This window comes from Idiomarina baltica OS145, assembly GCF_000152885.1.
GTDB lineage: Bacteria > Pseudomonadota > Gammaproteobacteria > Enterobacterales > Alteromonadaceae > Idiomarina > Idiomarina baltica.
This window is the reverse complement of sequence record NZ_CH672408.1, coordinates 95,950-106,713: the sequence shown is the minus strand read 5'-3', so window position 1 is coordinate 106,713 and position 10,764 is coordinate 95,950. Positions and strand designations below refer to the sequence as shown.

Below are 10,764 nucleotides of genomic sequence, written 5' to 3'. Positions count from 1 at the left end.
AAAGACGGAGAGTATCAATGGCAGTTTTAGTAGGACGTAAAGCACCTGACTTTACCGCAGCAGCGGTAATGGGCTCTGGCGAAATCGTTGAAGATTTTAAATTTTCTGATGCGATCAAAGGCAAGAAAGCCGTCTTGTTCTTCTACCCGCTGGACTTTACATTCGTATGTCCTTCTGAGCTTATCGCATTTGATAAGCGTTTGGACGAGTTCAAAAAGCGCGGCGTTGAAGTAATTGGTGTCTCAATCGATTCACAATTCACTCACAGCGCATGGCGCAACACTGCAACCGAAGATGGCGGTATTGGTCAAGTTAAATATCCACTCGTTGCAGACGTTCGTCACAGCATTTGTAAAGCATACGATGTTGAACACCCAGAAGCGGGCGTTGCATTCCGTGGTTCATTCTTAATCGATGAAGATGGCGTTGTGCGTCACCAAGTCGTTAACGACCTACCATTGGGCCGTAACATTGACGAGATGTTGCGTATGGTCGATGCTTTGAACTTTAACCAGAAACACGGTGAAGTTTGCCCTGCAGGTTGGGAAGAAGGTAAAGAAGGTATGAAGGAAAACGCTGAAGGCGTAGCAGCATACCTTTCTAAGAACGCTGACAAGCTATAATACTAGTTTTCAGTGACTCTTAAAAAACGCGCCAAATGGCGCGTTTTTTTGTTTTTAGTCAGCGAGTGGCCAACCGCCTAGTGCCTTCCATTTGTTGACCATCCAACAAAACAGTTCGGCTGTCTTTTCGGTGTCATACAGCGCTGAGTGCGCTTGCTTTTGATCAAACTCGATACCTGCGGCTTTGCACGCTTTGATAAGTACAGTTTGTCCTAACGTCAACGCCGCTAAAGATGTCGTGTCAAAGCTAACAAAGGGGTGAAACGGATTGCGCTTAATGTTAGCTCGTTCGGCTGCTCGCATCAGGAAGCTATGATCAAAATTCGAGTTATGTCCAACCAACACAGAGCGCTGACAGCCAGCCGCTTTTTGTGCCTTTCGAATCGGTTTGAATAAGGCTTTAAGTACCTCGTCTTCGGGGAGTGCGCCGCGTAATTCCGAATGCGGATCGATACCATTGAATTCAATTGCTGCTTGTTCAATATTGGCGCCTTCAAATGGCTCGACATGAAACTGATGGCTTTCGACCGGCTTAAGCTGTCCATGTTCATCAAAATTCAGTATGACGGCAGCGATCTCTAATAAGGCATCGGTCGAGGCATTAAAGCCCGCCGTTTCGACGTCGATGACTACGGGTAAGTAGCCGCGAAAACGTTGCTTCATAAGAGAGTCTTCGGAACCTGACATGAAATTACCTGTATCTGCTAAATTGCTAATGCCCATTATGCCAAAGAGCGGGCGTTTTTGCTTGTGATTTGGTTAAAGGTTATTGCAACACGACCGATATAAAAGACAAGTCATTAAAGGAGGTGCGTGTGCAGGTGAATAATACGACTCGGCTATCAGCGTTAATCGTGCTGGGTAGCGCGTTGGTCAGTATCAGTTCGTTCGCAGAAGCAAACGCGGTCAGATACTACAGCGCAAACTTGGATAATTCACTTTGGTATATGGCCAACAACACGCAGCTTAACTGTGAGTTGGAGCACGTCATTCCTCGCTTCGGCAAAGTACAGTTTCATAGCGAAGCGAGTAAGCAACTCAATTTAACCATGACCTTCGATATGAACCAGCTTCCCGACAACTACAGTGTGGCACGTATCGAATCGGTTCCTCCGCAGTGGCAGCCGGGACAAAACAGCTACTCTATTGGTAGCATGGACCTATATAAGCAATTTAATGGCGAGCTTAAAAAGCAAGCAGCATGGACGTTGCTGTCTGAACTCGATAAGGGTCGTTACCCAACATTTTTGTACCAAGACTGGTATAACCCAAAAGATCAAGTTGCTGTGGCAATTTCAGCAGTGAACTTTCGCAGTGCATACGACGCATTTAAAGGTTGTATTAATGCGTTATTGCCTTTCTCATTCGAGGATATTGCATATACCGTACTGAACCATAAAGCGGATAGTGATGAGCTAACCGCGCCTTCGCAGCGGAAGCTAAAACAAATCAGCGACTACTTGAAAGTAGATGCCGACTTGAAGTTAGTATTAATAGATTCCTACACGGATGCGCTAGGCGCTCGTGAGCCGAATCAGACGCTAACAGAGCAACGCGCCAATGCTATTAAATCTTTTTTTGTCGAACGGGGTATAAAAGCGGACCGCATTCAAACGGTCGCTCACGGCGAGGATCGTCCGATCGACCATAATGATAATGAAATAGGCCGCCAGAAGAACCGCCGAGTTATCGTGCAGTTAAATAAATCCTCAGACGTTGAGCTATAGTTGCATCAATCGCTGGTTTTTTCTTTAAACTCGCAAAGGTCTTCAATAACACAGCTACCGCAGCGCGGTTTGCGCGCAACGCAGGTGTAGCGCCCGTGTAGAATAAGCCAGTGATGGACATCCACTTTAAACTCTTTGGGCACGACTTTAATTAGCTTCTGTTCAACCTCATTGACGTTCTTGCCGGGAGCCAGTTTAGTACGATTAGAGACTCTAAAGATATGCGTATCTACAGCAATAGTCGGCCAGCCAAATGCTGTATTAAGCACTACGTTAGCCGTTTTACGTCCAACACCGGGTAGAGCTTCCAAAGCTTCTCGGCTTTCTGGGACTTCGCCATCGTACTGTTCAACTAGTATTTTACAGGTTTTATAGGCGTTTTCTGCTTTTGAATTAAATAGGCCGATGGTTTTGATATATTCTTTTATACCATCTACGCCAAGCGCTAACATGGTCTCTGCCGTAGGCGCCGCCGGGAACAGCTTACGTGTGGCTTTATTGACACCCACATCGGTTGCTTGAGCTGATAACAATACGGCAATTAGCAGTTGGAAAGGCGACTCATACTCTAACTCAGTGGTTGGGTTAGGATTGTTGTCACGCAAACGACTTAAAATTTGATAACGTTTATCTTTATTCATATCAATTAGCTTTCGGCTGTCACACGTGCGCGTGTAACTGTTTTCTCAGTTGATTGGATTTGTGCGCGTTTTGCGTCAATACGGTTTTTTATCGCAATAATGAAACCCATACCAATGAAGGCACCTGGAGGTAAAATCGCCAACAGCAATGGATAATCAAGACTAAACAGTTCGATACGCAATTGCTTGGCCCACTCGCCTAGCAATAATTCAGCGCCATCAAATAGCGTGCCATTGCCGAGCACTTCGCGTATTCCGCCTAAGACGACTAACACGGCAGCAAAACCCAGCCCCATCATCAGGCCATCGATAGCCGCATGGTGCCATTTATTTTTGGATGCATAAGCCTCTGCGCGGCCGATGATAGCGCAGTTGGTTACGATTAATGGAATGAAAATGCCAAGCGTTTGGTAAAGCTGATAGACGTAGGCATTCATCAATAACTGGATAATGGTAACAAAGGTGGCTATTACCATAACGAAAACAGGAATACGTATTTCTTGAGGCACCCATTGGCGAACCAGTGAAACTGTAATGTTTGAGCCCATTAAAACAAATAGCGTAGCTAAGCCGAGTCCTAAGGCGTTGGTCACAGAGGCGGTGACGGCAAGTAGCGGGCATAAACCTAAAAGTTGAACTAAAGCCGGGTTATTTTCCCACAAACCCTGTTTAGTCAGTGCTTTAAACTCACTCATGGGATTCACCTTGTGAAGCTGAATTGCATTGCGGTAACGAGTCTTGGAACAGTTGGGTACTATTTTGCTGTAAATACCAAGTGGCGGATTTTACTGCACCCACTACTGCGCGTGGCGTTATCGTTGCGCCCGTAAATTGATCGAACATACCACCATCTCGTTGCACCGCCCATCGTTCGTCATCCTCACCTGTCAAGCGTTTGCCCGCAAATGATCGTATCCAGTCACTCTTTTGTTTTTCGATCTTATCACCCAAGCCCGGCGTCTCTTGGTGTTGTAGTGTTCGTACACCCAACACTTCACCATCAGGTTTGATGGCAACCAGTAAGCGGATTTTTCCTGAGTATCCGTTAGGAGCTACGGCCTCAGCAGCTAAAGCGCTGGGTTTACCATTCAGGTAACCGCGGTAAATTGGAACAGGCTGCTCACTCAGTGCGTTATCTGACAACAGGCCGCAGGAGTGATAGAGGTCATTGTCGTGAAGCTCAGGAGGGATGATTTCATTCAGCGAAGCGAGTGTTTGCGTGCGCTTTTGCTCCGCAATGGCATCTTCTGTGACGGCTTCCACACCAAGCACCAATGCAGTCGATACTAAAGCAAACAACCCCAGTAACAAGCCGTTTTTCTGCATGCTATTCAGCGTCATGTTTCGCTCCTGAGTGATGTCCGTAAACAGTTGGGCGAGTATAACGGTCAATAATGGGAACACACAGGTTCGCCAGTAGCACTGCGAAAGCCACTGCATCGGGATAACCGCCCCAAGTTCTAATCACCCATATCAATAAACCGATGAGTAAGCCAAATAATAACCGCCCGCGATCCGATGTTGCTGCCGAGACTGGATCCGTAGCGATAAAAAACGCACCCAGCATCGTCGCGCCGCTCAGCGCATGAAAGATAGGTCCTGGTATAATGCTGGGAGCGAACATGTGTGCCAAAAAGCTTGGTACAAGTAGACCCGCTAGAAAGCCAACAGGGATATGCCAACGGATGATGCGTTGTTGCAGTAAGATAATGCCGCCTAGCAGAAAACCCAAATTAAGCCATTGCCAGCCAATACCCGCTAAACTACCTAGCATGGGTTGCTGATATGCCTCGGTTAAGATCTTGCCTTGATCGAGCGCGGTTTTAACACCGTCAAGTGGGGTCGCCATCGACATACCATCAACGGTAGTGCGTAGTTGTTCAACATCGTACCCGGTGGGTGTGTACTCAAAAATAATAGTGTGTAGTGTTTGCCACAGTCCTAAATCGTAGGGGGCAATAGGAGCTGCGGGTAGCCAGTGTGTCATTTGGACAGGAAAAGAAATGAGTAACAACACGTAGCCCGCCATTGCAGGGTTAAATATGTTTTGTCCCATGCCTCCATAAACTTGCTTTACGACGACGATCGAAAATAGCGTCCCGATTACAATAATCCACCAAGGCGCCAAGGGAGGGATGCTAATGGCTAATAAAACCGCTGTCACCAATGCGGTGTTATCTCGCAATGCCTGACGCGCGCTACGTTCACGCGCCCAAACACAAATAGATTCAGATAGGTACGCGACAGTGACGGCGATCAAAATCTGAAACCAAACGCCCCAACCAAAAAAGTATGATTGGATAATCACGCCAGGAATAAGCGCGAACACCACCCAGGCCATTACTTGGTTCGTCTTTTTTTGGCTATGCCCATGCGGAGCGGCGGCCACTTTAAAGCTCATTATTGTTTATCCTCCTGATCAGGGCTTTGGCTGGCTCGATCGTCTGATGTTTGCTGTTCGCGTGCTTGCTTTTTCTTTTTAGCGCGAGCAATAGCCGCCGCGACCGCTGCTGATTTATCTTGTGCTGGGCGTTGCTGTTCAGTGGCTGGGCTTTCGGCTTCAACATCGCTTTCACGAGCCGTTTGCTGGGCCGCTTTCTTTGCCTTAGCACGTTCGATAGCTGCGGCTACTGCTGCTGATTTCTTCGACTTTTGCTTGGATTCAGCGTCTGTAGGTTGAGCCGGGGTCGAGCTACCGTCCTCTTGCGCTGCTTTTTTGGCTTTCGCACGAGCAATGGCGGCAGCAACCGCTGATGACTTACCGTCGTTGTCCGACGGCTGTTCAGATGCTTCTTGGGCCTGTTGTTGCTGCATTTGCTTACGCGCTTCGGCGGCCTTTCGGTGACGCTCTAAACGTTCTTCTTTTTCACGCTCTAAACGCGCTTGACGCGCTTCGAAACGTTTTTTCGCGAGTTCAGCTTTTGCTTGTTCGCGCGCTTGGTTACGCATCTGAGATTTTGCCTGACGGTAGTAATGCACAAGTGGTATTTCACTTGGACAAACAAATGCACATGCACCGCACTCAATACAATCAAACAGATTATTTTCTTCGAGTGCTGGATAATCTTTGGCTTTTGCCAACCATTGCAATTGCTGCGGTTGAAGAGTGGCAGGGCATACCTCTGCGCAGGCTCCACAACGGATACACGCCATTTCATCGCCCGGTGGTGGCAGTTCTCGGGTACTCGGCACGAGAATACAGTTAGTGGTTTTGATGACGGGCACTGCGGTAATTGGCAACGTGAAGCCCATCATGGGACCGCCCATAATAACTCGCTGTTGTTGCTCTGGCTTAAAACCAGCGTATTCAAGCAGGGCATCAACAGGCGTTCCTAATGGTGACCAGACGTTGCCTGGTTGCTCAATACATTCACCTGTCAGGGTTACCACACGCTCGATTAACGGCTTATCGTCAATTACCGCCTCTTTTACAGCAAATGCAGTCCCCACGTTTTGCATGATAATACCCATCTCAATAGGGAGTTGTTTGCTCGGCACTTCGTGGCCAGTGAGCAGTTGGATAAGTTGCTTCTCTCCTCCTGATGGATACTTCGTCGGCACGATGCGAAGCTCAATATCATCATATTCCGCTATAGCGGCGCGCATACTGTCGATAGCTTCTGGTTTGTTATCCTCAATCGCGAGCAACGTTTTATCGGTACCCGTGATGTAAGCTAGAATTCGCATACCGAGCACAATATCTCTAGCATGTTCGCGCATTAAGCGATCGTCGGCGCAAATATAGGGTTCGCACTCAACGCCATTAATGATTAGATAACTGACCGGTTTTTGCTGGGCGAGCTTTTGTGAAGTAGGGAAGCCCGCTCCTCCTAACCCTGCAACTCCGGCTGCCTGAATAATATCTAATAACTCGGCTTTATCACGTTGCTGATAATCGGGCAAAGGCTGACGTTCTCGCCACTTATCTTCGCCATCCGGTGTAATGACAATAGCTTGTTCTGGGAGACCTGAAGCATGCGACATAGGTCGTTGTTCAATCGCTTTTACCGTGCCTGAAGTGGGTGCGTGCAGTGGCAGGCCTTGATGCAATGCCGCATCAGTTAATGCTTGACCTTTTAGTACACGTTCTCCCACGCGCACGGTGCACTGACCCGATAAGCCGATATGTTGACGTAACGGAAGAATAAGCTCATCAGCATAAGGAACTCGGCGCAACGGCTGCTCACTCGCGGGTTGTTTGCGCTCTGGTGGATGTATACCGCCGGGAAAGCGTGCAATTTGACCTGACTCAACGAACTGCTTGATGTCTTGCATCGTCTTACTCCACCAGTTTGACGGGAATGGTATCGGCTTTGTGGATATTCTGTTTCACGCTATCGAGATTCCACTGCCAGGTTTCGGGTTTAGCTTTGATTTCTACCATATCAATGCAATCGACAGGGCAGGGCTCAACACATAAATCACAGCCGGTACATTCATGCTCAATAACGGTATGCATTTGTTTTGCGGCACCTAAAATGGCGTCTACCGGGCAGGCTTGAATGCATTTCGTGCAACCAATACACTCATCCTCGCGAATGATGGCGACTTTTTTGACACTCTCTTCACCATGCGCTGCGTCGAGAGGCTTGGCCTCGACACCCATCAGGTCCGCGAGTTTTTTTATTGTAGCTTCACCGCCAGGCGGGCACTTGTTGATCTCGTCGCCATTAGCAATCGCCTCTGCATAAGGACGACAACCCGGATAGCCACATTGTCCACACTGAGTTTGCGGCAGGATCTCATCGATTTGATCAACGATAGGGTCGCTTTCTACCTTAAACTTGATAGCTGCGAAACCGAGGATTAAGCCAAATATCAGCGCAAGCGCACCGATAGCGATTAAACCAACTACAAAACTCATTATTGGGTCACCAATCCGCTAAAGCCCATAAACGCGAGTGACATTAAGCCCGCTGTTATCATCGCAATCGCTGAGCCTTTAAAAGCTTTCGGAACATCGGCCGCAGCCAAGCGCTCGCGAATGCCAGAAAATAGAATTAAAACGAGTGAAAAACCGACTGCCGCGCCAAAGCCATAAACGATTGACTGTACGAAATTATGTTGTTCATTGATATTCAGAAGTGCAACACCTAGAACCGCACAGTTGGTGGTAATAAGCGGCAGAAAAATACCCAACAGACGATAGAGTGTAGGACTTGTTTTATGCACCACCATTTCAGTAAATTGTACTACCACCGCGATAACCAAAATAAAACTTAAGGTTTGTAATGCCATCAACCCTAAGGGCTCGAGTAAGTACTGATTCACTAAGTAGCTGCATACCGATGCTAAGGTTAGTACGAATGTGGTTGCCGCTGACATGCCAATCGCCGTATCTAGCTTGTTAGATACGCCCATGAATGGGCAAAGTCCCAAAAACTTTACCAATACAAAATTGTTGACCAGTACGGTGCCTATAAGCAGCAGCAAGTAATCCGTCATTCAATTCTTCCACACGTGATTTAAACCGGTGCCTATTATCGGTGTTTTGACATTGATAAACAACAGACAGAGGTCAATAGAACGGACAAGATTCGTTGAATTTTGTCACTGTTATTTAACGTAACTGACGCGTGACTGTCATTTTGTTAGCGCAATGTAACAGGCAAGCCAATAAACGGGGCATTGTCATGGTCTGGTTAACAGCATTGCAAGAAACCGCGTTACGAGTCGATTTAAGCTGGTTCACTCGTATTCATCGTTTAAACCAACATCGCTGGATTGCCGCTGTTGCGCAATGTTTTTCGCGTTCGGGGGACGGCTATTGGTACTTTATTGTTGGATTAGTATTTGTTTTACACAGTGCCGATGGACAAGCCTTCTTTACCGCATGTGCGGCTATCTTTTTGTTCGAGCGTCCGCTTTATTGGTGGCTAAAAAACAAGTTCAAACGGGCACGACCAACGACTTTAATGGCTTCTAAGAAACTGTTTGTCGCTCAGGATGAGTTTAGCTTTCCTTCGGGTCATACTTGCGCCGCCTTTATCTTCGTGACCTGTCTCTCCTACTACTACCCCGTTTTCGCACTGTATCTTTTGCCGTGGGCATGTGCTGTCGGAGTTTCCCGCGTCGTAGTGGGAGCACACTACGTGTCGGATGTCTGTGTCGGCGCCTTGCTTGGCATTGCTTTTGTCGAAACCTTCTTTCTTATCTACTTTGCACTTTAAGGTCGAATATGCGTATTTTGTTCGGTGTTCAAGGAACCGGCAATGGTCATTTAAGCCGTTGTCACACGTTATCAAGGTGGTTGAATCACTACTCGGTTGATGTTGATTACCTCATATCTGGACGAGCGCCAAGCGCGCTATTCGATATGAGTGCTTTCGGTGAGTATCAATGGCGACAAGGTCTGAGCTTTGCGACTCAGAATGGTCGGGTTGATTACTTCAATACCTATCGACAAAATTCATTTAAACAGTTTTGGTCAGATGTAAAAGCGCTCGATCTGTCGACTTATGATTTAATTCTAACCGATTATGAACCCGTAACTGCATGGGCTGCGCGACTGGCACACAAGCCGTGTATTGGTATTGGGCGTCAGTACGCATTCAAAGAGCCTTCGCTATACTCGAAGCTTAGTCTGCTTCAGCGCGGTCTCATCGACTACTTTGCGCCGGCTTCACGGTGGCTGGGTATGCATTGGCAACCATTGGACAATTGCATTCCACCGATTGTACGTGAACAGCAATCTGAGGCTGAGCTCAGTGAGCGTCATGTATTGGTTTACTTGCCATTTGAAAATCTCGAGCAAGTCGTAGATGCCCTCATACCATTAAAGTCGTATCAATTTTCAGTTTTTCATCCAAGCATAAAGCAAACGGACAACCTAGATGCGCCTCATATTTTGGGTTTCCCTCCGTCGCGTGAGGGCTTTAAATGTCAGTTCGAAACTGCGGAGTATGTATTAGCTAATGCCGGATTTGAAACCACGTGTGAGGCACTTCAGAGCGATAAACAGTTTGCTGTTAAACCTTTGCGAGGTCAGTTCGAGCAACACTGGAATAGCAAGCTTTTAGCTGACAGTCAGCTTGCTTACGTAATGCATGAAATTTCAGAGGATAATGTGCGTGCATGGTTAGCGGGCCATCAACGCGCAGCCCTCAATTGTGAATGGCCAAATATGGCAGACAATATCGCGCAATGGATAAAATCGGGTGCACAGGAAAACGAAAAAACTAGATTGACGGCGCTTTGGGGATAACAACTTTGGAAGCTTGAGATTGGCTCCCCAGGTTGGATTCGAACCAACGACACATGGATTAACAGTCCACCGCTCTAACCAACTGAGCTACTGGGGAACAAATTGTAGGATTAAAACGTGTTGGCTCCCCAGGTTGGATTCGAACCAACGACACATGGATTAACAGTCCACCGCTCTAACCAACTGAGCTACTGGGGAACACGTCTTAACGGCGTCGAATATTAAAGACCTATGCGGCGCCTGTCAACTAATGATGCGGTATTTTTATTGTTTTTTCATTTAACTGCTTAAATCTTGTGCGAGTGTATATTTTGTAGCCTTATACCAAAAACTGTGTGCTAAAGGCTGTCCATGTAAATGTCAAGTACCTGTCATAAAGCCAGTTATGCCTTATGTTATAAATTGTTGCTCGCTGAGGATATCCACATACCGCTGAAATCCGCATCAGTTAAAGCCTACAGGATCTTATCCACGGATTCTGTGGATAACCCTGTGTTTAAGTATGTGAAATAGTACGTTTAGTGCGGTTTTCAGCTAAGTTAGCGATTGTTCAGAAAATGCATAAATCA

12 protein-coding genes and 2 tRNA genes are annotated in these 10,764 nt (G+C 47.1%); 4 read left to right on the top strand and 10 right to left on the bottom strand.

Translation table 11 applies throughout. The annotated features are described in order from the left end of the window. The first annotated feature begins 17 nt into the window (after positions 1–17). Positions 18–623 (top strand): peroxiredoxin, encoded by a 606-nt coding sequence (locus OS145_RS11085; protein WP_006956540.1) that lies wholly within the window; start codon positions 18–20, stop codon positions 621–623. Between the two features lie 54 nt (positions 624–677). Here the strand turns inward: OS145_RS11085 and rnt are convergent, their stop codons facing one another. After that, positions 678–1,310 carry a ribonuclease T gene (gene rnt, locus OS145_RS11080; protein ID WP_040488155.1) on the bottom strand — a complete coding sequence of 211 codons (633 nt, stop codon included), beginning with the start codon at positions 1,308–1,310 and terminating at the stop codon, positions 678–680. A 128-nt stretch (positions 1,311–1,438) separates the two neighbouring features. Between rnt and OS145_RS11075 the strand changes: the two genes are divergently transcribed. Further along, positions 1,439–2,350: a flagellar protein MotY gene (locus OS145_RS11075; protein ID WP_006956538.1), complete on the top strand. Its 912-nt coding sequence runs from the start codon at positions 1,439–1,441 to the stop codon at positions 2,348–2,350. Positions 2,351–2,355: 5 nt separating this feature from the next. On the opposite strand, the gene nth is transcribed toward OS145_RS11075, so the two are convergent. The 7 genes from nth to rsxA are packed head-to-tail and all read right to left on the bottom strand — an operon-like array spanning position 2,356 to position 8,436. Then, the gene (gene nth, locus OS145_RS11070; RefSeq protein ID WP_006956537.1) at positions 2,356–2,991 is read right to left on the bottom strand and encodes an endonuclease III; all 636 of its coding nucleotides are present in this window, start codon (positions 2,989–2,991) and stop codon (positions 2,356–2,358) included. 5 nt (positions 2,992–2,996) lie between these two features. After that, positions 2,997–3,686 (bottom strand): electron transport complex subunit E, encoded by a 690-nt coding sequence (locus tag OS145_RS11065; RefSeq protein WP_006956536.1) that lies wholly within the window; start codon positions 3,684–3,686, stop codon positions 2,997–2,999. Next, positions 3,679–4,332, bottom strand: a complete 654-nt coding sequence (gene rsxG / locus OS145_RS11060) for an electron transport complex subunit RsxG (protein ID WP_006956535.1) — start codon at positions 4,330–4,332, stop codon at positions 3,679–3,681. The genes OS145_RS11065 and rsxG overlap by 8 nt, the downstream gene beginning before the upstream one ends. Next, positions 4,319–5,392: an electron transport complex subunit RsxD gene (gene rsxD / locus OS145_RS11055; protein WP_006956534.1), complete on the bottom strand. Its 1,074-nt coding sequence runs from the start codon at positions 5,390–5,392 to the stop codon at positions 4,319–4,321. Before rsxD ends, rsxG begins: the two co-directional genes overlap by 14 nt. Beyond that, positions 5,392–7,266, bottom strand: coding sequence for an electron transport complex subunit RsxC (gene rsxC, locus OS145_RS11050; RefSeq protein WP_006956533.1), 1,875 nt, complete (start codon positions 7,264–7,266; stop codon positions 5,392–5,394). Before rsxC ends, rsxD begins: the two co-directional genes overlap by 1 nt. A gap of 4 nt (positions 7,267–7,270) precedes the next feature. Next, positions 7,271–7,855 carry an electron transport complex subunit RsxB gene (gene rsxB, locus OS145_RS11045; protein ID WP_006956532.1) on the bottom strand — a complete coding sequence of 195 codons (585 nt, stop codon included), beginning with the start codon at positions 7,853–7,855 and terminating at the stop codon, positions 7,271–7,273. Next, positions 7,855–8,436, bottom strand: coding sequence for an electron transport complex subunit RsxA (rsxA, locus tag OS145_RS11040; RefSeq protein ID WP_006956531.1), 582 nt, complete (start codon positions 8,434–8,436; stop codon positions 7,855–7,857). The genes rsxB and rsxA overlap by 1 nt, the downstream gene beginning before the upstream one ends. Before the next feature lie 188 nt (positions 8,437–8,624). Between rsxA and OS145_RS11035 the strand changes: the two genes are divergently transcribed. Both OS145_RS11035 and OS145_RS11030 read left to right on the top strand, forming a co-directional pair. Continuing rightward, positions 8,625–9,161 (top strand): phosphatase PAP2 family protein, encoded by a 537-nt coding sequence (locus OS145_RS11035; protein WP_006956530.1) that lies wholly within the window; start codon positions 8,625–8,627, stop codon positions 9,159–9,161. An 8-nt stretch (positions 9,162–9,169) separates the two neighbouring features. Beyond that, positions 9,170–10,195, top strand: a complete 1,026-nt coding sequence (locus OS145_RS11030; protein WP_006956529.1) for a glycosyltransferase family protein — start codon at positions 9,170–9,172, stop codon at positions 10,193–10,195. Between the two features lie 20 nt (positions 10,196–10,215). Here the strand turns inward: OS145_RS11030 and OS145_RS11025 are convergent. Together OS145_RS11025 and OS145_RS11020 are read right to left on the bottom strand one after the other, a co-directional pair. Next, a tRNA-Asn gene (locus OS145_RS11025) sits at positions 10,216–10,292 on the bottom strand. A gap of 24 nt (positions 10,293–10,316) precedes the next feature. Beyond that, positions 10,317–10,393 (bottom strand) — tRNA-Asn (locus tag OS145_RS11020). Positions 10,394–10,764: the final 371 nt, after the last annotated feature.

Excerpts from the sequence above, each read along its gene's own strand:
- OS145_RS11035 (WP_006956530.1), top strand. The coding sequence starts at position 8,625 with ATGGTCTGGTTAACAGCATTGCAAGAAACCGCGTTACGAGTCGATTTA.
- rsxG (WP_006956535.1), bottom strand. The coding sequence starts at position 4,332 with ATGACGCTGAATAGCATGCAGAAAAACGGCTTGTTACTGGGGTTGTTT.
- rsxD (WP_006956534.1), bottom strand. The coding sequence starts at position 5,392 with ATGAGCTTTAAAGTGGCCGCCGCTCCGCATGGGCATAGCCAAAAAAAG.
- OS145_RS11065 (WP_006956536.1), bottom strand. The coding sequence starts at position 3,686 with ATGAGTGAGTTTAAAGCACTGACTAAACAGGGTTTGTGGGAAAATAAC.
- OS145_RS11030 (WP_006956529.1), top strand. The coding sequence starts at position 9,170 with ATGCGTATTTTGTTCGGTGTTCAAGGAACCGGCAATGGTCATTTAAGC.
- rsxA (WP_006956531.1), bottom strand. The coding sequence starts at position 8,436 with ATGACGGATTACTTGCTGCTGCTTATAGGCACCGTACTGGTCAACAAT.
- rsxB (WP_006956532.1), bottom strand. The coding sequence starts at position 7,855 with ATGAGTTTTGTAGTTGGTTTAATCGCTATCGGTGCGCTTGCGCTGATA.
- rsxC (WP_006956533.1), bottom strand. The coding sequence starts at position 7,266 with ATGCAAGACATCAAGCAGTTCGTTGAGTCAGGTCAAATTGCACGCTTT.
- nth (WP_006956537.1), bottom strand. The coding sequence starts at position 2,991 with ATGAATAAAGATAAACGTTATCAAATTTTAAGTCGTTTGCGTGACAAC.
- OS145_RS11085 (WP_006956540.1), top strand. The coding sequence starts at position 18 with ATGGCAGTTTTAGTAGGACGTAAAGCACCTGACTTTACCGCAGCAGCG.
- rnt (WP_040488155.1), bottom strand. The coding sequence starts at position 1,310 with ATGTCAGGTTCCGAAGACTCTCTTATGAAGCAACGTTTTCGCGGCTAC.